Below are 25,878 nucleotides of genomic sequence, written 5' to 3' on the forward strand. Positions count from 1 at the left end.
CAGGGAGGCAGAAAACCTGCGGTTGCGGGTCACGGCCGTGCGGCGTCCCGGGCCGTTGCGGCGGGCGGTTCGCCAAGATGCTGATCGAAGAACCGTGCGATCAGCCCATATGCCTCCTTCGACTCCGGCAAATCCGGCCAGACGAAGAAGGCGTGCCACAGACCGTCGAACAGGAAGAGGTGGGACTCGACACCGACCGCCGCCAGCCGGCGATGCATGGTCGTCAGGGTGGAGGCGGCGAAGTCGCGACCGCCGGCGAGCAGCAGGGTGGGTGGAAAACGCGCGATGACGGCGTCGTCGGTCGCGGGATAGGCCTCCGGGTCATCCAGCGCCACTCCCTCCATATACTTGTTGGGGATGCCGATGCTTTCCGCGGCGGCGGGCGGCGGCGCCGTGCCGCCCGTCGTCGCCTGGCCGAGGAAGATGCTGTCCCCGCCATAACCCGAGCCCGTTCCGCAGAAGGTGCCGATTGCGCCGGGGGCAGGCAGGTCGTGGGTCTGGAACCAGGCGGTCGCCTGGGCGACGACGACGCCGCCGGCCGAGCAGCCATAGAGGCCGATGTTTTCGGGCCGATAGGTCTTCAACAGCTCGCGATAGACGGCGGCGACATCCTCCGACGCGGCGGGATAGCGGTGCTCGGGCGCCAGACGATAATCGACAGCCACCACCTTGATCCGGCCGACCGCCGCGACGGGAATGGCCTCGACCAGCGCGCCGCTGCCCGATCCCCACATCCAGGCGCCGCCATGGACATTGATCAGGACCCGATCCGTATTCCGCTCCGACACGCCTTCGGTCGGCATGACGACGTCGACCGGCACGCCGCCCAGGGTCAGTCGCTCCTCGCGCGTCGAATAGAGGGCTCGCATTTCTGCGAGGCGGTCGTCGTTGTAGCGCCCGTAGTGCGCTCGAGCCCTGGCGATATCGTCTCCGAAGACGAAGGGCGGTTCATGCATCAGCCGACCCGCCAAAACGCGCGCCTCGGGGCTGGCGAAGTTGGAATAGGGCAGGACAATCGGCGGGAGATGCGCAGTGGACGGGTCCTCGACGGCACCGGCCGCCGGGGCCTGCGCCAGGGCTGAAGACGTTCCGGCAATCAATGCGGCCAAGACGGCCGCTACGAGGCGGATCCGGTTCATCATGAAGCGAGCCCCTGAGATCGAGAAAGGTCAGACCCGGCGATATCCGCGAGGACGCGAGCGCTCGGCTTGACCGTGCGTTTGAACGTCGTGCGATCCACGGCCACGAGCCCGAACTTTGGACCATAGCCGGCGAACCACTCGAAATTATCCAGCAGCGACCAGTGCAGATAGCCAATCACCGGCACGCCGTCGCTCCGGGCCGCGAGGACGGCCGCCGTCGCTGCGGGGATGAAGCGTGCCCTCACGCGATCGTCCTCAGTCGCCAGCCCATTCTCCGTGACGAGGATCGGGCGGCCGGTCTGCGTATAAGCGTAGCGGATCGAGCTGCCGATGGCCTGCGGATAGAATTCGTCGCCCATCTGGGTCCGCTCCGCGCCTTCGGGTACGGGGAGCGGACCCTCGGCGCCGATCAGGCTGCGGCTGTAAGTCTGGACACCCAGAAAATCATCTTGGCGTGCCTCTGCGAAGAAGGGCGCATAGACTGCCGCTCTCTTGTCCTCGATCCGGCTGTCAGCGTCTTCGGCCTGATCGTCCGGAATGGCCAGGGTCATGCCGACCGGAAGGTCGGGTCGAACTGTCTTGATCGCCTGTCGCGCCAATCGGTGCGCCTCCAGGACGGGGGCGACCATAGCCGCCGCATCTCCCGTGTTCATCAGGGAGAAGCGGTCCGACCCGCTGGCCTTCGCTGCGGCCGCGAGCATATCCGTCATGGTCTGGCGAACCGTCGGGTCCGGGGTTCGGCCCCATTCGCCCAGAAGCTGGAGATTGGGTTCGTTGAACGTCACGACATGGCTGACGCCTTCGCCCAGGTGGCGAATGACCCGCTCGGCGTGGCGGGCGAAGGTCGTCGGCGCATCCAGGTGGAACCAGCCGCCTTTGGCCGCGAACCAGCGCGGCGAGGTGAAGTGGCTGAGGGTGACGATGGGGGCCAGACCCGCCTCACGGCAGGCGACGACCATGCGCCGGTAGTGCTCCAGGGCCGACAGGGAGACCTGGCCCTCGGCGGGCTCGATGCGGGACCATTCGACGGAGAACCGATAGGCGTTGAGGTTCAGTGACCGGACGATTTCCACGTCCTCGCTCCAGCGCTCGAAGCTGTCGCAGGCATCGCCGGACGGCTCGCTGAACAGGGTCGGCTTGACCTGTTCAAGCAGCCAGATGTCGCTGGCAACATTGTTGCCCTCGACCTGGTGCCCGGCGGTCGCCGCACCCCACAAAAAAGGCACCGCGCCCTCGCCGCGAACGGCGTTTGCCGCGGCGGGGGCCGCTGACGTCCGGGTGGCGAGGGCGGCGGCGAGTGTCCCGGCCGTCAGGATGGCGCGCCGGCTCGGGGTGGGGGAGGATAGGCGGGTCATGAGGCGCTCCGGCTGTCGAGAACGTCTTCTCCCAGGCGAAGACGCAGCAGCTTCTTGTCGATCTTGCCCACGCTGGTGCGCGGCAGGGCCTCGATCAGGATCAGCCGATCGGGCGCCGCCCAGCGGCTGAGCTGGCCGGCGGTCACCATGGGTGACATCCGGTCTTTTAGGGTCTGGAGCGAGGGTGTGCAGCCGGGGCGCGCCACCGCGAAGAGCACGGGGCGTTCGCCCCATCGCGCGTCCGGTGCGCCGACGACGGCCGCCTCGGCGATGTCCGGATCTCGCAGCGCCAGATCCTCGATCTCGGCGGAGGAGACCCATTCGCCGCCCGTCTTGATGACATCCTTCAACCGGTCGCAGATGACGATGTCGCCCTGCGGCTCACGTGTGGCCACATCCTGGGTATGCAGCCAGCCGCCGGACCACAGAGCCTTGCCGGCTTGGGCGCTGTTGGGGTAGGACTGTGTCAGCCAGGGCGCGCGTACGACGATCTCGCCCTGTCCATTCGCCACGCCGGAAACATCCTCGCCGCTCTCGTCGTGCAGCCGGATTTGCACCAGGGGAATCGGACGGCCGGCCCAACGGCGAACCGTTTCCGGTGGCCGGACATCCTCCAGGTCATGCCGCGACAGGGTCAGCACTGGGCACGTCTCCGACATTCCGTAGCCGGCCACGGCGGTGATCCCGGCGGCGGCGGCGGCGCGCATCAGGGACTCAGGCAGGGCCGATCCGCCGATGATGATGGTCCATGGCCCGAGCCGGGCGTCGGGCCCCGCTTCATCCAGCATCATCTGCAGGATCGTCGGCACGCAGTGGGAATAGGTGACAGCCTCGTCCCGCTTCAGCGCCAGCAGGCGGGCGGGAACGTAGCGTCCCGGATAGACCTGTTTAAGCCCCAGCAGGGTCGCCACATAGGGCAGACCCCAGGCGTGGACATGGAACATCGGCGTCACCGGCATGTAGACCGACTCACGCCACAGCCCCTGTTCGACCGGCTGCTGCCCCATGGCAAGACCCACCGCCAGCGTGTGAAGCACGAGCTGGCGGTGGCTGAAGGTCACGGCCTTGGGCAGGCCCGTGGTGCCCGTGGTGTGGAAGGTCGTGGCCAGGGCGTTCTCGTCGAAATCGACGAAGGAAAAGATCGCATCGCTGGCTGACAGCAGGGCCTCATAGTCGCCGACTCTGGTCTCGACCTCGACCTCGACGGCGACGCCGTCGTGGCAGGTTATGATGACGCAGCCCGGTTGAAGGGTCGGCCGCAGCGCCGCGAGATCGTCCGCGAAATCCGAATGGACGATGATTGCGCGCGGACGTGTGTCCTTGAGGACGTAGGCTATCTGATCCCGGGACATCCGCACGTTCACGGTCTGCAACACCGCCCCCATCATCGGGATGGCGAAATAGGCCTCCAGATAGCGATGACTGTCCCAGTCCATCACCGCGACGACGTCGCCCTGTTCCACCCCGTGGGCGGAGAGCACGGCGGCCAACCGCCCGATGCGGTGGTTCAGCGTTTGATAGTCGTGACGCCGGCCATCGGATCCGACGATCTCCCGCCCACTGCGGGCGTCCAGGGCGCTCTGCAGCAGATGCCGGATCAGCAGGGGATAGGCATAGGCGTCCGGCGCCGGATCCGCGAAGCGAAGCGCCATGGATTAGGGCGCCGGCGCCGCAGCCGGCATGACCGGGGTCGGCCGCTGGCCCGTGGTCGTCCAGGTCTGAAGGGCGTCGAAGGCGGCGCCGAGCTGACCCGGGGTGAAGCCGCAATGGGCCAGGCCGTCCAGTCCCGTGCCGGTGAGGGGCATGGTGATCTCGGGGACGGTGATGGCCAGCAGGCGATCGGCGTTGCCGGCGGCTTCGACCTTGCGGATCAGGCCCTCGAACTGGCTGTAGGGAACGAGGGAGTCGATGCGGTTGTGAATGGCGACGAGGGGGATGGAGAACCGGCCCGTCGAACGTCGCCAGTGATCCGCATAGGCCACTGCCGAGGGGGTGGCGCGGACACGGCCGATGTCGCGGTTGAGGGCTGCAGCCTCTTCGGCGGTCAGCAGGGGGCTGACGTAGACCTTGGTCGAGCTGTCGTAGACGCCGCCTCCGAAGGTGGCGTTCATGTCATCCATGCCCAGGGACACGGTCATGATCGGCACGATGAAGGAGGCGGGTTCGGGCGTGACGCCGGCGATCGAAGCGATCCTGTCGATGATCTGCGCCTCGCGTCCGCCCGGCGTCTCCCTTGCGGCCTTGAACAGGGTGGCGATGGGATCGGCGATCCGCTTCATCTGCACCAGACGGAAGGGTTCGTTGAGCGCGCCGATGGCGTTGGGCGCGATCGGGGACAGGGCCGAACGATTGAGGTCCGTCTCGCCGGGGAGGGCGTATTCTGTGTCCCTGGTATAGTAGGCGTAGAGGGCCCGCAGATCGATCAACAGGCCGACCTCATCGGTCCAGTTATCGACCAGACCGCAGCCGGACAGGGCGCCCCTGAAGGCCGTCGGCTGGGTCTCGATGATGGCCATGACGATATTGCCGCCCATCGAGCCCCCGGCCACATAGGCCTCCGTCACGCCCATGCGGCCGAGGAAGGCGCGCAGGCGGAGGGTGTTCTCTACGGCGGATTCGACGCCGACCCCGGCCTTGTCGAAGTCGCTGTGGGCGATGGCGAAGCCCTGCGCATAGGCGCCCTTCATCAGCCCGCCCGAGGGATCCTTGTCCGCCGGGTCTTCGGATACGGCGATCGAGCTGCCGGGCACCGAATAGCCATGGGCGAACACCAGGGCCTGGCCGTTCCAGTTCGCGGGGACGGCCATGGCGAAATGGTCGCCCTCCAGCTTTCCGTTGACGGTGAAGCCGCCATCCTCCCGGGCCTTGACCTCCACGTCCGTCGCCTGCTGGGCCGAGGCCCTCGCCGCGAAGGAAGCCTGTGCCGGTTGCAGGTCGGCATTGGCCGGGGTGCTGCAGCCGGCGCCCGACAGGACGGCGGCGACGGCCAGGGCGGCGATAGACGCTCGCTTGAATCCGGGATGCGGCTTCATCAACATAAGGGGTCTCCTACCAGCTGTAGCGCAGGGTCACGCCGTACTGGCGCGGGTCGCCGAAGGCGGCGCCGACCAGACCTGTGGTGTTGTAGGTCGCGTTCGAGGTGACGCGGTATTCCTCGTCATTGACGTTGGTCCCGTACAACGACAGGGCCACGTCCGAGCCGGCGATATGCTCCCAGTCCAGACGAACGTTGAGCAGGCCATAGGCGGCAATGACGCCGAAGGGCTGCAGGTCCGAAGACACCTGCTGGTCGTCCTGCCAGGCGTATGAGGCGCGAACGCTGACGTCGCCGATCGTCGACGGGACGGGCAGGTAGAGCTTGGCGTCGACGCTGTATTTGTTCTCAGGGACGTACTGGAACGGGAAGCCGCTGCGATCGACGCCGAGGCCGTCGATGTATGTGTCGTAGGTGGCGTCGTTGTATGAATAGGTCGCCGTGATCGTCAGCGGCGCGATCGGCTGGATCACGCCTTCGAACTCGAAGCCTTTAACCGTCGCCTCGGCGGCGTTGGTAATCAGTTGGGTGTTGAAGCCGCCGATCAGGGCGTAGTCGCTTCGCTGGATGTCCTCATACTTCATGTAGAAGGCCGAGAAGTTGGTGCGGGCGTTGATCCCCGAGGCCGACCAGTCATGCTTCAGGCCGATCTCGCCGTCGGTGACGGTCTCCGGCCGGACGCGGAACAGGGGGCTGGTGGCGATGACCAGCAGGACCGAAGGGTTGATCCCGCCGCTCTTGTAGCCGTGACGGCTGACGCCATAGATCAGGGTGTCGGGCGTCGCCTGCCAGTCCAGGCCCAGCTGCCAGGTGTCGCCGTCGCTCTCGCCGTCGAAGTCGCGGCTGCAGTTGGGGAAAGCGAAACCGGGGTTGGTGCCGCAGGCGTTGCCGAACTGCGGAATGTAGATGCTGATGTCGCCGCCGAACTCGTCCCAGGTGTAGCGATAGCCGGCGTTGGCGGTCAGGGTGTCGGTGATCGCATAGGTGAACTGGCCGTAGACCGCCTTGGACGTATCATTGGCGTGGGCGCTGTCCTGCAGCAGGGTGACCGCTCCGAGGTTGGCGCGCTGGATGAAGGTCAGGGGCGTGACCGTCGAGGTGTCTGAATAGAAGACGCCCGTCTGGAAGGTCAGGCGGCCCAGTTCGATCCGGGCCTGGAGCTCTTCGGTCCAGGTCTCGTTATCGACGTTCCAGCGGCCCGGAATGGCGCCGTTAAGATCGTTGATCACCAGGATCGAGGCGTCGCCGTCGGAGCCGAAATCGGCGCGGGTGCGGGTGTAGCTGAGGACGTTCTTGAGGGTGATGTTGTCGGTCAGCTGGAAGGTGGTGTTGTTCAACGCCAGCAGGGTCTGGCTAACGTTCTTGGTGTCGGCGCTCAAGGCGATCCGGTCGTTGCCGCGCGCCTGCTGGGCCGCCAGCAGGGGGTTGAGCAGGGCCGCCGCCGGGCCTGCCGGGTTGACAGCGAGCAGCACCGTGCCGGGGCCGTTCTCGTCGATGTCGACATAGTTGACGGCGGTATAGCTGCTGATCCGGTCGTTCGGCTGGAACAGCAGGCCGCCGCGCAGGCTGAAGTTGTTGCGGTCGTTGTAGTCCTTGCCCGTGTTGACGTCGGTGACGAAGCCTTCGCGCTGGTCGAGCTGGCCGGCCAGGCGCAGCGACAGGCTGTCGCTCAGGGGCAGGGTCACGGCGGCGCGCGCCGATCGGCGATCCAGATTGCCGACCGTCCCTTCGATGTAGCCGTCCGGCTCGAAGCCAGGCTTGACCGGGTCCAACAGGACCGCGCCGCCCGTGGTGTTGCGACCGAACAGGGTGCCCTGGGGGCCTTTCAGGACCTGGATGGACTGCAGGTCGAACAGCAGGCCCGGGCCGCTGGCCGTCGACGGCACCTCGGCGAAGTAGGCGACCACGCCCGGTCCGCCGCCCGTGCCCAGGCTGCCGATCCCGCCGATGCCGCGGATAGTGTAGTTTTCCTGGTTGCGGTTGGTGTTGCCGACAACACTGAGCGACGGGGTGAAGTTCTGCAGGTCCGTGCCGGTCTCGATGCCGCGCTGGCGCAAGCCTTCCTGGCTGAAGGCGGTGACGGCGACAGGCACGTCCTGGATGTTTTCCTCGGTCCGGCGGGCGGTGACGACGACTTCGTCGAGTGTCGTCGCCTGGGGTTCGGCCTGTGGCTCCGCCGTTTGGGCGAGAGCCGACGATGCGGCGAGAGCGAACGCGAGCGCACTGACGCCCGTCATGATGGTCTGCCGCATGGCGGTCCCCTTTTCCCTATGTGAACGGCCGGCTTGGCGTCGGCTCATTGGATGTCCGTCGATCGGACGCCGGGACTAAAGCCGAGGACATCTGGGGCGTCAACAAACTTTATTGGCGTCAAAATAAAGAAGTTTAACCGGCTGGTCTCGCCCGACCGTTCCTCCTATCAATCGGTCAGATCCGGTTTTCAGCCGGCACCGATGGCAGCGCCCTGATGACCGACAGTCTCGCCCGTCCCGCCAATACACGATCCGCCGCCCATCCTGAGAGGAAGCGTCCAGCCCGGCGCGCCCAGTCGGAACGGCGCGAGGAAGCCACCAACACCATCCTCGACGCGGCGGAGAAGCTCTTCGCCCTGCACGGCCGCGACGGCGTCACCCTCAAGGCGATCGCGACAGGGGCCAATGTCGATACGGCTCTTATCCATTACTATTTCGGCGACAAGGACCGGGTCTTCCGTGCGGTGTTCGCCCGTCGTTCAGGCGAGGTGAACGCGGCCCGGATTGCGGCCATGGACGCCTATGAGGCCCAGGTTGGCACAGACATGACCATCGAGGGCGTCCTCGATATCTTTCTGCGGCCCATCTATGAGATGGTCATCGATAAGGGGGAGGGCTGGGTCTATTTTGCCGCCATCGTCGGTCACGCCAACGCCTCCCATTTCGGCGGCAAGGACGTCATGGCCGAGAACTTCGACCCCATCGTCCAGCGCTTCATCGACATGCTCAGGGCCCTGGCCCCGGAAGCGCCGCCCGAGCGGATTTACTGGTTCTTCGACCTCGTCTCATCCAGCCTGACCCACGGTTTGGCCCAGACGGGCCGGATCGACGACGTTTCGGGCGGGCTTTGCAAATCATCCGATCTGGGGGCCGCCCTGGAAACCATGATCACCGTGTTCAGCGAAGGATTCCGGTCAGTCGGCCGCTGAGGCGTCGGAGCGCTTCGCTGCAATCCCGATATCGACGCGACGCACAGACAACTTTTCAGCGGATATAACGGCCGGTTCGGAACGGCGCTTGGAGGCTCATGTAAGCTTCACGTGCCAGCGATACGCTTTCGCTAAGTGGGATTTGTCGGTGCCGCCGAGCCGCCGTCCTCAGGCAAGAGCGGGGCTGACTGTTGCGAGAAGAGGCTCACGCTGCGGGCAGATTTGATCCTGGACGCGACTGCACAGTGGGAACGCCAGATAGCGGGCGACAAACCCTCGATGTAAGGGGAGGCACCACGAAGCGGAAGGGTCGCGCAGCCAAGCAAAGAAAGCATTTGGCGAACCTCGAGCGTCTTCATCCGGTTTCAGGCAGCCAGCGTAAGAACGAGAAGTCGACCTCAACCGTAGGCCTGACAGCGCCATGAGCGGACGCTCTCCTTCCGGACCACACATTTTTCAAGGAGGTTGCAGGCGATTTCAGCCGAGCACGGCCAGAAACGGACCGACAAGAAAAACTACCACAAAAATATTCTGGTAGCGGCGTGGTAGCGGCGACGAAAACAGGGTGGGCGATCCCGCTGGGATCGCCCTGCCTTAACCTATTGATTGCCTTAGCAATCTCGACTGGAGCGGGCGAAGAGATTCGAACTCTCGACCCCAACCTTGGCAAGGTTGTGCTCTACCACTGAGCTACGCCCGCACTCCGTAGGAGCTAGGTGCGCTCCCCGTCGAGGAGGGGGCGTATAGCGGAGGGTTGCGGCAGGCCGCAACCCCTTTTTTAGGGGCTACCGCACTTCGTGCTGCTTGAGCCCCGAAAACTCCCGAACGGCCGCCGCCAGAGCGCCTTCGCGCTCAAGCAGCGAGCGACCGCGTCGCGAGCGTAGCGCCCTTCCGCGCGTCAGCGCGGCGCCAAGCGAATAGCCCCGTCCAGGCGGATGCATTCGCCATTGATATAGACGTTGCGGGCCAGCTCCAGCACCAGGGACGCATAGTCGGCGGGCGTGCCCAGGCGGCTGGGGAAGGGGATGGCGGCGGCCAGGGCGTCCTGGATTTTCTGGTCCATGCCGGCCATCATCGGCGTCCACATGATGCCGGGCAGGATGGTGTTGCAGCGCACGCCTTCCTGGGCCAGGTCCCGCGCGACCGGCAGGGTCATGGCGTAGACGCCGCCCTTGGACGCCGAATAGGCCGCCTGGCCGATCTGGCCGTCCTGGGCCGCCACAGACGCCGTATTGACGATCAGGCCGCGTTCGCCGTCCGCCATCGGCTCCAGCGTGATCATGCCCGCCGCCGATTGCGACAAAACCCGGAAGGTGCCGAACAGATTGACCCGCACGGTGCGCTCGAACGCCGCCATGTCGTGGGCGCGGATTTCGCCGGTGTCCTTCTTGCGCGACACGGTCTTCTGGCCCGTGGCGATGCCGGCGCAGTTGACGGTCAGCCGCTCCTGTCCGTGGGCGGCGCGGGCTTTTGCAAAGGCTGCGGCGACGGATGCGTCGTCGGTCACGTCCACCTGGCAGAAGACGCCGCCGATTTCCCTGGCGATTTCCTCGCCGCGTTCGGCGTTCAGGTCGAACAGGGCGACCCGTGCGCCCGTCGCGGCGATGGCGCGAGCGGTGCCTTCACCCAGGCCCGAGGCGCCGCCGGTGACCACGGCGGCGATGGTGTTGTCGAGTTTCATCCTGGTCGTTCCTATGTATTGTTTGAACCTGAGTTTCGTTTGAGGATTTAGCGGCCATGACCGCCAAAGCCAAACCCGCCGATCCGGCCCCCGATCCTGCCGATGTCCTGGACCCGAAAAAGGCGCTCGTCCCTTCCGTCGTGAAGGTCAACGAGGCGCGTGTGACCAAGGGGTTCTGGCCCAAGATCACCCGCACGGCCGCCCGCATCCCCTTTGCCGACCAGGCCTTGGCCGCCTGGTACGCCGCGCGCGATCCCGAGACGCCGATGGCGGCCAAGGGCATGATCTTCGCCGGCCTGGCCTATTTCGTCCTGCCCGTGGACGCCATTCCCGACATCTTCGCGGGCATCGGCTACACCGACGACGCCGCCGTGATCACCGCCGTCCTGGCCATGGTCGGCGCCAACATCAAACGCCGCCACCGCGACAAGGCCGAGGACGCGGTGCAGCGGCTGAAGGACAAATGACGATCCTCACCCGAGAAGCGTAGCGGAACGGGGGAGGGGGACCGCGAAGCGGTGGAGGGGGCGAAGGCGCGCGTTGCGCTAACTGTTTCGCATCCAGTCCGCTTCCGCCCCCTCCACCACGCTACACGCGGTCCCCCTCCCCCGCTGCGCTGGGGAGGATTAGCTCTCCACCGTCACCACGATCTTGCCCAGGGCCTGACGATCCCCCAGCGCCTTGATCGCCTCGCTGGCCTTCTCCAGCGGGAAGGTCTTCGACACGCGCGGCTTGATCTTGCCGTCAGCGTACATCTGCATCAGTTCGGCCATGTTGGCGGCGTGGCCCTTGGGATCGCGCGCGACGGCGGCGCCCCAGAAGACGCCGATCACCGACACCGACTTCAGCAGGGTCAGGTTCAGCGGCAATGACGGAATCCCCGCCGGGAAGCCGACCACCAGATACCGCCCGTTCCAGTCCATGGCCCGCAGCGCCGGATCGCAATAATCCCCGCCCACCGCGTCATAGACCACGTCGGCGCCGTCCCGGCCCGTCGCCAGTTTGAACTCGCCCGACAGTTCCTTCTGCGCCGCCCGATCCATCGGACCGGACGGATAGATCAGGCCGTTGTCGGCCCCTAGGTCCAGGGCGAACTGGACCTTGTCGTTGGTCGAGGCGGCGGCGACCACGCGCGCGCCCATGGCCTTGCCCAGTTCGACGGCGGCAGCGCCCACGCCCCCGGCCGCGCCCAGCACGAGCAGGGTCTCGCCAGCCTTCAGCTGCGCCCGGTCCTTCAGCGCATAATAGCTGGTGCCATAGGTCATGATGAGGGCCGCCGCCTCCTCGAAGCTCATGGCCTCGGGGATCGGGATGACCGTCTCGGCCCGCACCGCCAGCCGTTCGACCAGACCGCCCCAGCCTGGCACGGCGATGACGCGGTCGCCCTTGAACACGCCCTTGACGCCCTCGCCCACCGCCTCGACCACGCCCGCGACCTCGGCGCCGGGCGAGAAGGGCCGTTCGGGCCGGAACTGATATTTGTCCTCGATGATCAGGGTGTCAGGATAGTTGATCCCCACCGCCTTGACCTCGATGATCACCTCGCCCGCCTTGGGCGTCGGATCGAGCATGTCCTCGACCACCAGGGTTTCGGGGCCGCCGGCAGCCTTGGACAGAACAGCGCGCATCAAAGTTTCCTTTCTTGGCCTATCGCGCTTCGCGCTGCTTGAGGCCGTTTTCCCTGGACCGACATGGCGCGGCCTTCATCGCGACGCTAAAGAGCGCCACGCCCGATTGAAAGAGGCGACGAAAACCAGGCTCAGGAAGACGACATGACCGCCCTCATCCTCCACGGCGGCGCCGGCGCCCGGCGCGAACGCAACTATGACGCCGAGGTCGTGCATATGCGCCAGGTGGTCGAGGCCATGAAGGTCCGGCTGGACGCGGGCGACAGCGCCCTGGATGTCGCCACCGCCGCCATCGTCATGCTGGAGGATTCCGGCCTCTATGTCGCCGGCAAGGGCGCCTCGCCGAACCTGGCCGGCGCCTATGAACTGGACGCCAGCATCATGGACGGCTCGACCAGGCGCGCCGGCGCCGTCGCCGCCCTGCAGGCGTTCCGAAACCCCGTCGTCGCCGCCCGCGCCGTGATGGACCGCACGCCGCACGTCATGCTGGTGGGCGAGGGCGCAGCCCTGTTCGCCCATGATCAGGGGCTGGAGCCGATCGCCGACGAGGCCGCCTGGTTCACCGGCGCCGGCCAGGGCGAAGACAACCACCCGCCCGGAACCCTCAGCCACGGCACCGTCGGCGTCTGCGTGCTGGATGCTCAGGGTCGCCTCGCCGCCGCCACCTCCACCGCAGGCGTCTTCGGCAAGATGCCGGGTCGCGTGGGCGACACCCCCATCCCCGCCGCCGGAACCTGGGCCGACGCCAGGGCCGCGACCTCCTGCACGGGCCAAGGGGAGTATTTCATCCGCGTCGCCGCCGCCGCCCAGGTCGCTTGGCGCGTCGCCGCCGGACAGACCCTCGCGGAGGCGACCCAGGCTGTCATCGACGAGATCGGATCCATGGGCGGCGACGGCGGCATGATCGCCCTGGACGCCGCCGGAAACATCGCCGCCCCCTTCAACAGCCAGGGCATGAAACACGCCTGGCTGACCCCCGCCGGCGAGATCGGCGTCGAGGTCTTCCGCGACTAAGTGGGGGCGGCTGAGTTGGACGAGGCGACCCCTCAGCTCCGTTCAGACAGTGGTTCATCACAGCGGTCACGACGAGGTCACGACGACACGACGAAGCCGTACCGGTTCGGAACGTCTCGATGGCCTGCGGCGGCGAAGCCGAAGATCAATCCGCCGCCCGAACATGGAACTCAGAACCGACGCGCGTTCGGTCCCGTCGTGTTCTCCGTGACGTCGTTGTGCCCGTTGTGATGAACATCTTTCAGGCTCGCATCGACCAAAGGCGACGATTGCTCTAGGTCCGGGCGGCCATCACATCGGAGATCGTGGTCAGCAGCACCTTCAGGTCGATGGGCTTGCTGACCACTGCATCCATACCCGCCGCCAGATAGGCCTCGACCTGCTCCACCATCGCATTGGCCGTCAAGGCGATGATCGGCGTCCGCGCCAGGCCTGTGTCGGCCTCGCGTTTGCGAATGGTCTGCGTCGCCGTGGGGCCGTCCATATTCGGCATCTGCACGTCCATCAGGATCAGGTCCCAGGCGCGCGCCTGCGTGGCCTTCACCGCCTGAAGGCCGTCCTCGACGATCTCGACCTCGATCCCGACCTGGCCCAGCAGACCCCGGATCACCTGCTGATTGACCGGATGGTCCTCGGCGACCAGGACCATTAGCGCCTCTTGGGGCTCGGCGTCGGGCGCATCCTCGTCCACCTTCACAGGCTGCGCACGCTTCAGCGGCAGGGTGACGACGAAAGTCGCCCCTTCGCCGGCCTCGCTCTCCACGTCGATCCGACCGCCCAGCAGCTCCACCAGCGTCGCCACGATCGACAGCCCCAGCCCCGCCCCGTCGCGCCGGTCAACGGCCGCCGCCTCGATCTGGGCGAAGCGCGTGAACAGCTGCCCGATCTGGTCGGCCGGAATGCCCCGCCCGGTGTCCGAGACCCGCAACACCACCCCGGCTTCCGTGCGCGCAACGTCCAGCGCCACCTGGCCCTCGGCCGTGAACTTGATGGCGTTGGACAGCAGGTTGAACAGGATCTGGCGCAGCCGCACCGGATCGGCGCTGACCCAGCCCAGGCCCGCCGACCTCACATGGAAGGCCAGCCCCTTGCTGTCCGCCAGCGGCCTCAGCGTCTCGCTCACTTCATGGATCAGGGCGTCGGCGTCGATGGCCTGGGGCACGATCTCCAGCCGCCCCTCCTCGATCCGCGACAGGTCCAGAATCTGGTTGATCAGGTCCAGCAAGGTGTGGGCCGACCGGTCCAGGATCTCCAGACGCCCCTTCTGCCGATCCTCCAGCACATCGCCCGCCATGATCTGGGCCATGCCGATGACGCCGTTCAGGGGGGTGCGGATCTCATGGCTCATATTGGCCAGAAAACGCGACTTGGCGGCGTTGGCCTCATCCGCCTCAGCCCGCGCGCCCTGGGCGGCGTCCCGGTCCCCCACGGCCGCCGCGTGCGCCGCCTGGACTTCGATCAACAGGGCCTTGTTGCGCTGGTCGGCGGCGAACAGGTCACACCACAGGGCGTGGGTCGCGCGCGAGATGATGACCAGGATCGCCGCCAGCATGACAAAGGCCGCCCCGACCGCCAGCCCGTGCGGCCCAGCCAGCGACGGATAGATCACCACCAGCACCGTCGCGCAGATCGGCGCCGCCGCCAGACCCAGCAGCCTCGGCGCCGCGCTGAACTGGACGAAGGCCACCCCGATCGACCAGACCTGGATCAGCACGACCACCAGCATCACGTCGGGGCGGGGGTTCATCAGCCAGGCGACCAACGGCCCCGATACCCCCAGGCCGAACCGAACCGCCACGATGCTCATCAGCACGAGAGGCCAGCCCGACGCCGGCGCCGCCTCGTTCTGATAGCGCCTGACCCGCCGCTGCGCCCAGGCGTCGAACGCCATGCCGACGGCCGCGAACCCCAGCCCAAGCCAAGGCTGGCCCAGGGCCGCCAGGATCAGCCCGGCCGCCGCCCAACTGCCGTACAGAACGACAGGCGAGGTAACCATATTTTCGAGGACGAAGGTCCAGACCGCGATCTTTTCGTCTGAGACAGAAGTCGCTTTCGCTCGTCTCGGCACGCAACCTCGGCATGGGGTGGTCGCTGGGATGCGACCTTTCGGCAATAGATCGCCGTCGGGAACTTGTCCATGAACGACCTGACCGAGGATCCGGTTCATTACATCTCGGTAAGGTGCAAGTCGGCAAATCACTGATACGGTCTGCGCGCCCGGCGTTCCGGGCTTCGGAGCCCTTCATGAAATTCCGCCTGACCGCAACTCTCAAAGTCGGGGCAGCCGCCTCGGCCCTGATGCTGGGCCTCGCCGCCCCCGCCTTTGCAGAGGGCGCCGCCCCTGCCGCCGTCGTTCAGGCGCCCCAGGGCGTGACCGTGCCCCCGCTGGGCTTCGCAAAACGCGTCCTGCCGAACGGACTTGAGGTCTATACGGCGCGCGACGCCGACACCTCCAATGTGACGGTCCAGGTCTGGTACAAGGTCGGGTCCAAGGACGATCCGGCGGGCCGTTCGGGCTTCGCCCACCTGTTCGAACACCTGATGTTCAAGTCCACCAAGAACCTGCCGCCCGAGACCTTCGACCGGCTGACCGAGGACGTGGGCGGTTCCAACAACGCCTTCACCGCCGACGACACCACCGCCTATTTCGAGACCGTGCCCGCCAACCATCTGGAGCGGATGCTGTTCGCCGAGGCCGACCGCATGGGCTCGCTGGTCCTGGACGAGCCGACCTTCGTCGCCGAGCGCGACGTGGTGAAGGAGGAGTATCGCCAGCGCATCCTGGCCAACCCCTACGGCCGCCTGTTCGGCCTGTTCGTGCCCGAGACCATCTACAAGGAAAGCCCCTATCGCCGCCCCGGCATCGGCTCGATCGAAGAGCTTGATTCCTCGTCGCTGGACGACGTGCGCCGCTTCCACGCCACCTATTACCGGCCCGACGCCGCCTATCTGATCGTGGCGGGCAACTTCGACCAGGCCCAGCTGGACAGCTGGATCGACCAGTATTTCGGCCCGCTGAAGAACCCGACCACGCCGGTTCCGACCAACAATGTCGTCGAGCCCGAGCCGACGGCGCCCCAGAACGTCACCTACTACGCGCCGAACGTGCCCCTGCCGGCCGCCGTCCTGGCTTGGCCGACCGTCAAATACGCCGACGCCGACCGCCCCGCCCTGACGGTGCTGGACGGCATCCTGTCCTCCGGCGAATCGAGCCGCCTGTATCGCTCGCTGGTTTATGACAAGCAGATCGCCGCCCAGATCGGCTCAACCCCCGACTTCTCGCAACAGGCCGGCAACCTGTCCGCCCTGGCCATCATGGCCCAGGGCCATACGGCCGAGGAGGGCGTCGCCGCCCTGAACGCGGAAATCGCCAGGCTGCGCGACGCCCCCGTCACCGCCGACGAACTGTCCGAAGCCAAGAACGAACTGGTCGCCAGCGCCCTGCGCGGCCGCGAGACGATGGACGACCGCGCCACTGCTCTCGGTTTCGCCCTGATCAACACCGGCTCGGCCGCCGCCGCCGACGAAGAGGTCGCCCAGATACAGGCCGTCACCGTCGCCGATATCCAGCGCGTGGCCCGCAAATATCTGACGCCTCAGCGCCAATCGACGATCACCTTCCTGGCCGCCGATGACGCCAACCCCGCCTCGGTCCAGAAGATGAACGTCGGCGCCCCCGTCACCGTCGCCGACCTGGCGCCGGCCGGCCCGCCCGCCGTCCTCCTGCCCGAGGCCGAGCGCACCCCCCTGCCCCAGCCGGGCGCCGAGGTCGCGCCCACGACCCCGACCGTCGCCGACTTCCGCCTGGACAACGGCCTGCGCGTCCTGGTCGCCCCGACCGACGGCGTGCCCTTGGTCTCGGCCCGTCTCAGCTTCGACGCCGGTTCGTCAAACGATCCGACGGGCAAGGCCGGGATCGCCGCCATGACCGCCGCCCTGCTGACCCAGGGCACCAAGACCAAGACGGCCCCCGAAATCGCCACCCAGATCGAACAGCTGGGCGCCTCGGTCGGCGCCTCCGCCGGCGTGGACTTCTCCAACGTCTCCGCCAACGCCCCGTCCAACGCCTTCCCGGCGACGCTCGCCCTGATGGCCGACCTGGTGAAGAACCCCACCTTCGCCGCCGAAGAGCTTGAGCGTCAGCAGGCCCAGACCCTGGACGGCCTGCGCGTCGCCCTCAGCCAGCCGAACGCCATCGCCGGCATGACCGTGGGCCGCGTCGTCTATGGCGATGCTCCCTATGGCGCGACGATCACGCAACAGACGGCGCCGGCCATCACCCCGGCCGACGTCGCCGCCTTCCACGCCTCCCGCTATCGTCCGTCGGACGCGACCCTGGTGTTCTCGGGCGACATCACGCCCGACGCCGCCCGCGCCCTGGCGCAGCAGGCGTTCGGCGACTGGCGCCCCGCCGGCGCCGCGCCTGCCGCAACCGCCAACCCCGCCGGCCAGCCCCTGGCGCCCCGCATCGTCGTGGTGAACCAGCCCGGCGCAGGCCAGGCCGCCGTGGTCGCCGCCGTTCGCGGCGTCTCGCGCACCGACGCCGATTATTTCCCGCTGACGGTCGGCAATTCCTTGCTGGGCGGCGGTTTCTCGTCGCGACTGAACCAGGAAATCCGCATCAAGCGCGGCCTGTCCTACGGCGCCTCGTCGTCGCTGGGCGTGCGGGCGGATGCGGGCCTCTTCACCGCCGCGACCCAGACCAAGAACGAGACCGCCGACGAGGTCGCCGACCTGATCCTGGCCGAGATCGCCAAACTGGGCGCCAAGACCCCGAGCCAGGCCGACCTGGCCCCGCGCCGCGCCACCCTGATCGGCGGCTTCGGTCGCTCGCTGGAGACGGTGGACGGCCTGGGGACCCTGGTCGCCAACCTGGCCCTCTATGATCTGCCGATGAGCGATCTCGCCGACTACGCCGGCCGGGTCCGCGCCGTGACGCCCGAACAGGTCCAGGCCGCCTTCGCCGAACACCTGCCGGTCAACCGCGCCAGCCTGGTCATCGTCGGCGACGGCTCGCTGTTCCTCGACGCCCTGCGCGCCAAACACCCGAACCTCGAAGTCATCGAGGCCGGCGCCCTGAACCTGAACAACGGTTCGCTGAAGTAGGGCGCGCAAATACCCTCTCCCTCCCCCGCTAGGGGAGGGAGAGACGCCGTCTCATACTCGCCAGCCATCCTAACCCGGCCGGCGCCGCCCAAGCTTTTCAATACCTTGAAGACCCGCAGCGTCTTTCACCCATACGCGGCCCCGACCGGGGTTATGATCCATCCCCCGGTCTTTGACATCGCGATCCCGCCGACTTGGACTCGTTGGACGACTTGGACTGTTTTTTCAGAGTCCAACTTCGAGTTTCGACTCGCCTTCAAATTGCACAGTGCAATTCGAGTGCAACTTTTTTTTCAACGATTACAGCTGATTGACAGAGAATTTCACTTCGTTGCACTGTTTTTCGCCGAGTGCAATTTCGCCGCCTAGACCGACAGACACACCACCTGGGCCACGCGCAGATCGCGCCTCAGCCGGTTCGACACCCGCCCATAATCCTCGGTCGTCACCGCCTGGCCCCGCGCATCCTCGCCCGCCGTCTGTTCGCCCCGGATCGCCGGGCCGAAGGTCTCGGGCGCCGTCGTATAGATCCGGCCCCGGCGCGGCGCCTCGGCGATGGTGACGCCCACGACCCGGCCCTGACCGTCCATCGCCGGCGCACCCGACAGGCCCGACAGCGTCCCCTCCAGCCCATTGGTGCGCCCGACCTCGGCCCAGGCCAGGACCGGCTCGTCGCGTGCGCCGCGTCCGAACACCTTCAGCGTCTCGCGGCCCAGCAGGCGCGAGGTCACCTCGCCCGGCCGGCCTTGCGGGAAACCGGGGTGAAAGGCCCTCTGCCCCTTCCTCAACGGCGCCTCGGCCGCGACCGGCAGCGCCGCCGGCCCCCCGTCGGTGATCAGCAGGGCGATGTCCGCGCGCGGCGCCAGGCGCACGTCGGCCGCCACCGCCCGGCCCTGTCCCACCACCAGGGCCGGCCTGCGACAACCCTCGACCACATGGCGCGCGGTGATCCAGCGCCCCCGCCCGGCGATGGAAAAGGCGGTGCCCGACGACGGCTTGAACGGCGCCTCGCCTGCATCCACCGTCACGGCGGCGTCGAACGGGGTGATCGGTCCCAAGAGCGGCCCTTCGACCTCGGAGGCCGGCGCCGACGCGGGCGGCGCATCCGCATTCTCGCGTCGACCCAGCGACACCGCCAGAAACACGGCCGCCACCGCTCCGTAGATGGCCCAGTCCGGCAGGCGGGGAAACTGCATGGGTTCCGGCCGATCAGCCGGTCAGCGCGGCGGACAGGATCACGGCCGTCGCCAGCTTGGCGCCCAGCAGCACCACCGCCGCCGCGATCTCGCCGTCCTTGATCCGCTGCGGCAGGCCGGTCAGCAGCAGGTCCACCACCCGGAACGCCAGCAACTGCAGCACCACCGTCGCCACGCCCCAGATGGCGATGTCGCGCACCGAGGTCGAGACCGACAGCGACACCGCCAACGGCACGGCCAGACCCACCAGGATGCCCGCAAAGGCGATGGCGGCGGCCGTATTGCCCTGACGAATCAGGGCGACCTCCTTCCACGGCGTCAGCACGGCATAGACAGTCGCCCCCGCCGCGAGCAGCAGCAGGGTGACGATCAGGTGAATGACCATGACCGGGAAGCCCGAGGCGAAAGCCTGCACCTCGGCGCTGGAAAGGACGTTCGACAGGGACGGATCCATACCCAGACGCCTTGCCCGATTGTCGCCCCAATCCGCAAGCGCGGCCGGGACACAGTGCGTGACATTATGTGTCGAGGGTTGTGTCTCCTCCCCATTTCATGGGGAGGTGGCTCGAAGCGAAGCGGAGAGACGGAGGGGCTCTTCAACACACCACCAGCGCCCGTGGGACTTCAAAAGCCCCTCCACCGCTTCGCGGTCCCCCTCCCCACGGCGTGGGGAGGAGACGACGGCTCAGGCCGCCTCAGCCCCCGCCGCCTGCTCCGCCTTCCTGAGCGTGCTGGCGCGAACCTTCTCGCTCTCGGACTTCAACTGACCGCAGGCGGCCAGGATGTCCCGGCCGCGCGGGGTGCGGATCGGGCTGGCGTAGCCGGCCTTGTTCAGGATGGCGGCGAAACGCTCGATGGTCTTCCAGTCCGAGCATTCGTATTCGACGCCCGGCCAGGGGTTGAACGGGATCAGGTTGATCTTGGCCGGGATGCCCTCGATCAGCTTCAGCAAGGCCCGCGCCTCTTCCGGGCTGTCGTTGACGCCCTTCAGCATGACGTATTCGAACGTCACCCGCCGCGCGTTCGACAGGCCCGGATAGGCCCGGATGCCCGCCATCAGCTGTTCGAGATTGTATTTCTTGTTCAGCGGCACCAGCACGTCACGCAGCGCGTCGTTGGTGGCGTGCAGGCTGATGGCCAGCATGGCCGCCGTGCGCGTGCCCAGGGCGTCCAGTTGCGGCACCACGCCGCTGGTCGAGACCGTGATCCGGCGACGCGACAGGGCGATGCCCTCATTGTCCGAGATGATGTCGATGGCGTCGGCGACATGGTCCAGATTGTAGAGCGGCTCGCCCATGCCCATGAAGACGATGTTCGACAGGCGGCGGTCTTCCTTGGGCGAGGGCCATTCCTCCAGATCGTCGCGGGCGACCTGGACCTGGGCCACGATCTCGGCGGCGGTCAGGTTGCGGACCAGCTTTTGCGTGCCGGTGTGGCAGAAGGTGCAGTTCAGGGTGCAGCCGACCTGGCTGGACACGCACAGGGCGCCGGCCCGGCCGACGTCAGGGATGTAGACGGTTTCGATCTCGATGCCCGGCGCGGTGCGGATCAGCCATTTGCGGGTGCCGTCCTTGGACACCTGGCGTTCGACGATCTCGGGCCGGGCCAGGGTGAAATGCTCAGCCAACTTGGCCTGCATGTCCTTGGCCACATTGCTCATGGCCGCAAAGTCAGTGACGCCATAGTGGTGGATCCAGCCCCACACTTGGCTGGCGCGCATCTTGGCCTTTTCAGGCGGACAGACGTTGGCGTCGATCAAGGCCTGGCGCAGGCCCGCGCGCGTCAGACCGCTGAGGTTGACGGGAGCCTTGACGGCGGGGGCGTTCGAGACGCGCGAAAGGTCGAGCGTGATGCTCAAGGCGGCGATCCTGCGTGAGGTTTAGCCGGCCTATATAGCACGTATCCCGGCGATTGCATGGCCGGGGCGGATTCGACGGCTTTAGAGGCCCACGTCCCAGACGCCGGCGTCGCGCATCCGGGTCTCGCGCGCCTCTTCCGCCCGGCCACCCATGTCCTTGGCCATGCCGCGGATGGCCGTAGAGACGGTGGCCTTGTGGACGCCCGGCACGATGGCGTGGGCGAATGCGGCGGCGGCCAGACCCAGCAGTTTGAAGCCGAACCCGGCCGAGGCGACCATATGCTGCAGATAGGTTTCCTCGACCTCGCGCGGGTGGTCGCGGAACAGACGGTCGAAGGGCGTCGAGCCCGAACGGCGGCGGTCGATCGTCGTCTGGCTCATGGCGGCGGCCTTCCCTGTTTCGTCGCGCCTATGGTCACGCCGTACGGCGCCGGACGCAACCCCTATCGCGATCTGTTCATTCGGCATGTTCAACGCGCGCCAACCCCCGTCAGACCCATCGTCAGAAGCGAAAACTCGGTTTAGGGTCGCGGTTCGATCAAGGAATTGCTCATGCCGATCCGCACCCCGATCCGCCGCCAAGCCGTCTCATCCCTAGCCGTCGCCCTGGCCCTGCTGGCCTCGGCGGCGCCGGTGCTGGCCCAGTCGAGCGCTGCGGGTTTGCCCTATGATGCGCGGCGCGGCGTGTTCACCTTCTCGTCGGGGCTGGAGGGTTCTCTGCCGGCGGTGGTGCAGGTCACGACCCTGGGCCAGTCGCGCGGCCCAAGCTCGGATTCGACCGATCCCAAACCCTATGCCTCCGGCTCCGGCGTCATCCTCGATGCGGCCGAGGGCCTGCTGATCACCAACAATCACGTGGTCGAGGGCGGGCGCAAGTTCACCGTCGACCTGACCGACGGCCGCCTGTTCGACGCCGTCCTGGTGGGGGCGGACAAGGCCACCGACATCGCCGTGCTGCGGATCGTGCCCGACGGCCGGCCGCTGAACCTGAAACAGGTCCAGACGGTGGATTCCGACACCCTGCGCACCGGCGACCTGGCCTTTGCGGTCGGCTATCCGCTGGGCCTGGACCAGACCCTGACCATGGGCGTCATCTCGGGCCTGAACCGATCCGGCCTTGGCGACGCGGTCGAGGACTATATCCAGACCGACGCGGCCGTGAACTCGGGCAACTCGGGCGGCCCGCTGCTGGACAGCCGGGGCCGGCTGATCGGCATCAACACCTCCATCCTGTCGGGCGGTCTGGGCGGCGGCAACGACGGCATCGCCTTCGCCGTGCCGACGCGGATCATGTTGTATGTCGCCGACCAGCTGAAGAAGAACGGCGAGGTCAAGCGCGGCGAGACGGGCGCCATCTTCGGCTCGCTGAACGCCGAGCGGGCGCGCGAGCTGCACCTGGGCATCGTGCGCGGCGCAGTCGTCGCCGATGTCGCGCCGGGATCGCCGGCCGAGCACGCGGGCCTGCGCCACAACGACGTCATCACCCGCATCCAGGGCCGCCCCGTCGCCAACGCCGGTTCGGTCAACGCCACGATCGGCATCGCCGCGCCCGGCTCGGACCTCAGCGTTTCCTATCTGCGCGGCGGCCGCGACGCCACGACCAGCCTGTCGGTCGAGAACCCCGTGGATCAGCCCGTGGTCGTCGGCGCCCAGTCTGTGCTGGCCTATGGCGCGACGCTGCGAAACCAGGACGGCGGCGCCCAGGTCGTCGCCGTCACCGCTGGATCGCCCGCCGCCCAGGCCGAGCTAACGGCCGGCGACCTGATCACCGCCATCGGCGGCGCAGCCGTGGCTGACGCCCAAGCGGCCGCCACCGCCCTTCAGGGCGCGACAGGCTCGGTCGAGGCGACCGTGCTGAGGAATGGAGAAACCCTGAACCTGAACCTGACCCTGTCGCTCTAGGCGGCGGGACTCCAGGCCGGGTCAGGGCGTCCTGACGCTGTCGGGCAGAGGTCCAGACAGCGAAACGCCCGCCTTGCCAGGGAGGGGGAGGGGAAAGGCAGGGCGGGCGCTCGCTTGGAGGAAGCATCGGCCGCCGGAGCCCTTCGTGGAAACATCCAGGGGAGCTGGGGGGGCTGTTCAGGATCCGGGACGCTTCCGAACTCCGACGAGCCGATGATCGATATTTCGTCGCCCAACCGGGCGGGCGAAGGACCGAAACGGGGCCATTTCGTGTCTGCGTCGTTTTCCTTGCGCCCACTGGCGCCGGGCCGCCTCGTCCTTAAGTTGAGGGGCATGAGCCTGAACCCTCACGAGGCGGCGCCCACCGCTGGCCCCGTCTTCTTCGATCGCCGCGAACTGGACCCGATCCTGCGGGTCTATGGCCGCATGGTCGCGCAAGGCGAATGGCGCGACTACGGCATCGTGGGTCACAAGGATTTCGCCGAGTTCGCCGTCTTCCGCCGCTACGGCGACGCCCCGCTCTATCGCATCGAAAAACGCCCGGCTTTGCAAGGCCGCCAAGGCCAGTGGGCCGTCATCGGCGAAGGCGGCCAGATCCTGCGCCGTGGCCGCGACCTGGCCCAGGTGCTGCGGGTCTTCGACGGCCGCAAGTTCCAGGTCGTGGATTAGGCAAAAAGAAAGGGCCCCGAGAGGGGCCCTTTCCATATCCGTCTTGCGACAGACCTTAGTTCCGGTTGCCGCCCATGAAGGCCAGCAGGAATTGGAACAGGTTCACGAAGTTGATGAACAGGCTCAGCGCGCCGAAACCCGTGGCCACGCCCATCGCGTTCTGGTCGCCGCCCAGGGCGTAATAGGTCATCTTCAGACGCTGGGTGTCGTAGGCGATCAGGCCCGCGAAGATCAGCACGCCAAGACCCGAGATGATCAGGTAGAAGGTGCCCGACTGCAGGAACATGTTCACCACCGAGGCGATGATCAGGCCGATCACGCCGAAGATCAGGAAGGTGCCCATGCCGGTCAGGTCCTTCTTGGTGGTGTAACCCACCAGGCTGAGACCGCCGAAAGCCGCCGCCGTGACCAGGAAGGTCGAGGCCAGCGAGGCGCCGGTGTAGCGCAGGAAGACGATGCCAAGGCCCGCGCCGATGGTGGCGACCACAGCCCAGTAGAGCAGGTTCACGCCCTTGGCCGACGGGTTCTTCATGAAGAACATCGAACCGAACAGCATCACCAGCGGCGAGAACTGCACGATCATGCCCAGCATGGTCAGGCCGATCCGGCCGTCCGCCGTCTGGACGAACAGAAGTTGCTGCACGGCCGGCACATTGCCGGTGACGTAGGCCAGGGCGGCGGCGACCACCAGGCCCAGGGCCAGTTTGTTGTAGACGCCCAGCATGAAGCTGCGCAGGCCGGCGTCGACCGACATGTCGGCCGTCTGCGGCAGAGGACGGGCGTAGCCGTTGTTGAAATCGCTCATGGCGACGAACTTTCTCCGATTGGCCGGAGAGGCTTCTCCGGTCACAGGGTTTGAATATCGTGAGCCTAGGGCTCCGCTGCAAGGAAAACCGGACTTGGAGGCCGTTGTTCCTGCCGCTACCTTCGGTCGCATGCTTCGCCTGTTCACCGCCCTGACCCTGCCGCCCGATGTCGGAGAGACGCTGAAGCGGCGCCAATCCGGCCTGCCCGGCGCGCGCTGGCGGCCCTTGGACGTCCTGCACGTCACGCTCAGCTTCTATGGCGAGACCGACGAACGCAGCGCCGACGACCTGGCGTCGGAGTTGGCGCGTATCACCGGCGGCCCGTTCGAGATCGCGCTGAAGGGCGTCGGCTGCTTCGGCGACGATCACCGCAGCCATACGCTGTGGGCCGGGGTCGAGACGCCCAACGAGCGGCTGTCGGTGCTGGCCGGGCGCTGCAAATCGGCGGGCGAGCGGGCCGGGATCAAGATGGAGGCGCGCACCTACAAGCCGCACGTGACCCTGGCCTATCTGAAGACCCAGACCAATCCCGACCGCATCGGCGCCTGGATGGCCGGGCACAATCTGCTGCATTCGCCGCCGATCCGCATCGACCGCTTCGGACTGTATTCCAGCGTCCTGACTGACAGCGGCAGCCATTATGAGCTGGAGCGGGAGTATCTGCTGTGAGCCCCAATCAGGACTGGGCCGCCTACGCCGTCCCGCCCCATGTCGTTCTGGGTCCGACGCTGGAGACCGAGCGGTTGATCCTGCGACCGCCGGCGGTCGAGGACTTTCCGCGCTGGGCCGAGTTCATGGCCGATCCCGAGACCGCCCGCTTCATCGGCGGGGTCCAGCCCGCACCCAATGTCTGGCGCATGATCTGCACCGTCGCCGGCATGTGGGCCCTGACCGGCGAAGGCATGTTCTCCATCCTGGAGAAGTCCACCGGCCTGTGGCTGGGCCGGATCGGGCCGCTGCATCCCTATGGCTGGCCCGGCCGCGAAGTGGGCTGGAGCCTGCATCGCGACGCCACCGGCAAGGGCTATGCGGTCGAGGCCGCCGCCGCGACGATGGATTACGCCTTCGACGTTCTGGACTGGGACGACGTGATCCACTGCATCGATCCCGAGAACCTGGCCTCGGCGGCGGTGGCGGCGCGGCTGGGATCGCGCAATCGCGGACCAGGCGTTCTGCCCGAACCGCTTCAGGATCACGCCGTCGATCTGTGGGGCCAGACGCGCGCGGAATGGGCGGTCAATCGGTCGCGCTTGAAGCGGTAAAGGCAACCGATCGCGCCGATGCGTCGTATCCCCTGCAAACCGAA

At 67.2% G+C, this 25,878-nt stretch carries 21 protein-coding genes and 1 tRNA gene; 8 read left to right on the forward strand and 14 right to left on the reverse strand.

Going from position 1 to position 25,878, the window contains the following annotated elements:
- Nucleotides 1-29: 29 nt before the first annotated feature.
- From WC597_RS01805 to WC597_RS01825, 5 genes are read right to left on the reverse strand one after another with little or no spacing between them, the layout of a single operon-like run.
- On the reverse strand, nucleotides 30-1,142 hold the full coding sequence (locus WC597_RS01805; RefSeq protein ID WP_008260296.1) for an alpha/beta hydrolase: 1,113 nt from the start codon (nucleotides 1,140-1,142) through the stop codon (nucleotides 30-32).
- Entirely contained in the window at nucleotides 1,139-2,497 is a 1,359-nt protein-coding gene (locus tag WC597_RS01810) for a glycoside hydrolase family 1 protein (protein WP_083793401.1), read from the reverse strand. The genes WC597_RS01805 and WC597_RS01810 overlap by 4 nt, the downstream gene beginning before the upstream one ends.
- Nucleotides 2,494-4,149: a long-chain-fatty-acid--CoA ligase gene (locus tag WC597_RS01815; protein ID WP_372691484.1), complete on the reverse strand. Its 1,656-nt coding sequence runs from the start codon at nucleotides 4,147-4,149 to the stop codon at nucleotides 2,494-2,496. The genes WC597_RS01810 and WC597_RS01815 overlap by 4 nt, the downstream gene beginning before the upstream one ends.
- A 3-nt stretch (nucleotides 4,150-4,152) precedes the next feature.
- Entirely contained in the window at nucleotides 4,153-5,529 is a 1,377-nt protein-coding gene (locus WC597_RS01820) for a hypothetical protein (RefSeq protein WP_372691485.1), read from the reverse strand.
- 16 nt (nucleotides 5,530-5,545) lie between these two features.
- Nucleotides 5,546-7,783: a TonB-dependent receptor gene (locus WC597_RS01825; protein ID WP_372691486.1), complete on the reverse strand. Its 2,238-nt coding sequence runs from the start codon at nucleotides 7,781-7,783 to the stop codon at nucleotides 5,546-5,548.
- A 215-nt stretch (nucleotides 7,784-7,998) separates the two neighbouring features.
- Here WC597_RS01825 and WC597_RS01830 point away from each other — a divergent pair, with 215 nt between their 5' ends.
- Complete coding sequence (locus tag WC597_RS01830; RefSeq protein ID WP_372691487.1) at nucleotides 7,999-8,712, forward strand: TetR/AcrR family transcriptional regulator; 714 nt, start codon at nucleotides 7,999-8,001, stop codon at nucleotides 8,710-8,712.
- A 625-nt stretch (nucleotides 8,713-9,337) separates the two neighbouring features.
- Here the strand turns inward: WC597_RS01830 and WC597_RS01835 are convergent.
- Nucleotides 9,338-9,412 (reverse strand) — tRNA-Gly (locus tag WC597_RS01835).
- 198 nt (nucleotides 9,413-9,610) lie between these two features.
- The gene (locus WC597_RS01840) at nucleotides 9,611-10,393 is read right to left on the reverse strand and encodes an SDR family NAD(P)-dependent oxidoreductase (protein ID WP_372691488.1); all 783 of its coding nucleotides are present in this window, start codon (nucleotides 10,391-10,393) and stop codon (nucleotides 9,611-9,613) included.
- Between the two features lie 56 nt (nucleotides 10,394-10,449).
- Here WC597_RS01840 and WC597_RS01845 point away from each other — a divergent pair, with 56 nt between their 5' ends.
- Nucleotides 10,450-10,860 (forward strand): YkvA family protein, encoded by a 411-nt coding sequence (locus WC597_RS01845; RefSeq protein WP_372691489.1) that lies wholly within the window; start codon nucleotides 10,450-10,452, stop codon nucleotides 10,858-10,860.
- Nucleotides 10,861-11,019: 159 nt separating this feature from the next.
- Here WC597_RS01845 and WC597_RS01850 read toward each other — a convergent pair whose 3' ends face one another.
- Nucleotides 11,020-12,021: an NADPH:quinone oxidoreductase family protein gene (locus WC597_RS01850; RefSeq protein WP_372691490.1), complete on the reverse strand. Its 1,002-nt coding sequence runs from the start codon at nucleotides 12,019-12,021 to the stop codon at nucleotides 11,020-11,022.
- Between the two features lie 144 nt (nucleotides 12,022-12,165).
- On the opposite strand from WC597_RS01850, the gene WC597_RS01855 reads away from it, so the two are divergent.
- Nucleotides 12,166-13,035: an isoaspartyl peptidase/L-asparaginase family protein gene (locus WC597_RS01855; protein ID WP_372691491.1), complete on the forward strand. Its 870-nt coding sequence runs from the start codon at nucleotides 12,166-12,168 to the stop codon at nucleotides 13,033-13,035.
- A 274-nt stretch (nucleotides 13,036-13,309) separates the two neighbouring features.
- On the opposite strand, the gene WC597_RS01860 is transcribed toward WC597_RS01855, so the two are convergent.
- Nucleotides 13,310-15,031 (reverse strand): ATP-binding protein, encoded by a 1,722-nt coding sequence (locus tag WC597_RS01860; protein WP_372691492.1) that lies wholly within the window; start codon nucleotides 15,029-15,031, stop codon nucleotides 13,310-13,312.
- Nucleotides 15,032-15,279: 248 nt separating this feature from the next.
- On the opposite strand from WC597_RS01860, the gene WC597_RS01865 reads away from it, so the two are divergent.
- Nucleotides 15,280-18,141, forward strand: a complete 2,862-nt coding sequence (locus tag WC597_RS01865; RefSeq protein ID WP_372691493.1) for a M16 family metallopeptidase — start codon at nucleotides 15,280-15,282, stop codon at nucleotides 18,139-18,141.
- Between the two features lie 365 nt (nucleotides 18,142-18,506).
- On the opposite strand, the gene WC597_RS01870 is transcribed toward WC597_RS01865, so the two are convergent.
- The 4 genes from WC597_RS01870 to WC597_RS01885 all read right to left on the reverse strand — a co-directional run bounded on the left by WC597_RS01870 (nucleotide 18,507) and on the right by WC597_RS01885 (nucleotide 21,576).
- A complete protein-coding gene (locus WC597_RS01870; protein WP_372691494.1) occupies nucleotides 18,507-19,337 on the reverse strand; it encodes a serine protease in 831 nt (276 codons plus the stop codon).
- Between the two features lie 13 nt (nucleotides 19,338-19,350).
- Nucleotides 19,351-19,791, reverse strand: coding sequence for a DUF350 domain-containing protein (locus WC597_RS01875; protein WP_372691495.1), 441 nt, complete (start codon nucleotides 19,789-19,791; stop codon nucleotides 19,351-19,353).
- Nucleotides 19,792-20,022: 231 nt separating this feature from the next.
- The gene (rlmN, locus tag WC597_RS01880; protein WP_372691496.1) at nucleotides 20,023-21,195 is read right to left on the reverse strand and encodes a 23S rRNA (adenine(2503)-C(2))-methyltransferase RlmN; all 1,173 of its coding nucleotides are present in this window, start codon (nucleotides 21,193-21,195) and stop codon (nucleotides 20,023-20,025) included.
- Nucleotides 21,196-21,276: 81 nt separating this feature from the next.
- A complete protein-coding gene (locus WC597_RS01885) occupies nucleotides 21,277-21,576 on the reverse strand; it encodes a DUF6356 family protein (protein WP_372691497.1) in 300 nt (99 codons plus the stop codon).
- A gap of 171 nt (nucleotides 21,577-21,747) precedes the next feature.
- On the opposite strand from WC597_RS01885, the gene WC597_RS01890 reads away from it, so the two are divergent.
- Together WC597_RS01890 and WC597_RS01895 are read left to right on the forward strand one after the other, a co-directional pair.
- Nucleotides 21,748-23,097: a trypsin-like peptidase domain-containing protein gene (locus WC597_RS01890; RefSeq protein WP_372691498.1), complete on the forward strand. Its 1,350-nt coding sequence runs from the start codon at nucleotides 21,748-21,750 to the stop codon at nucleotides 23,095-23,097.
- Between the two features lie 333 nt (nucleotides 23,098-23,430).
- Nucleotides 23,431-23,766, forward strand: coding sequence for a DUF2794 domain-containing protein (locus WC597_RS01895; protein ID WP_372691499.1), 336 nt, complete (start codon nucleotides 23,431-23,433; stop codon nucleotides 23,764-23,766).
- A 55-nt stretch (nucleotides 23,767-23,821) separates the two neighbouring features.
- On the opposite strand, the gene WC597_RS01900 is transcribed toward WC597_RS01895, so the two are convergent.
- Entirely contained in the window at nucleotides 23,822-24,571 is a 750-nt protein-coding gene (locus tag WC597_RS01900) for a Bax inhibitor-1/YccA family protein (protein ID WP_372691500.1), read from the reverse strand.
- Nucleotides 24,572-24,701: 130 nt separating this feature from the next.
- On the opposite strand from WC597_RS01900, the gene thpR reads away from it, so the two are divergent.
- Both thpR and WC597_RS01910 read left to right on the forward strand, forming a co-directional pair.
- A complete protein-coding gene (thpR, locus tag WC597_RS01905; protein ID WP_372691733.1) occupies nucleotides 24,702-25,241 on the forward strand; it encodes an RNA 2',3'-cyclic phosphodiesterase in 540 nt (179 codons plus the stop codon).
- Nucleotides 25,238-25,834, forward strand: a complete 597-nt coding sequence (locus WC597_RS01910) for a GNAT family N-acetyltransferase (RefSeq protein WP_372691501.1) — start codon at nucleotides 25,238-25,240, stop codon at nucleotides 25,832-25,834. Before thpR ends, WC597_RS01910 begins: the two co-directional genes overlap by 4 nt.
- Nucleotides 25,835-25,878 lie beyond the last annotated feature (44 nt).

It is taken from the genome of Brevundimonas sp. (assembly GCF_041648115.1).
Classification (GTDB): Bacteria; Pseudomonadota; Alphaproteobacteria; order Caulobacterales; family Caulobacteraceae; genus Brevundimonas.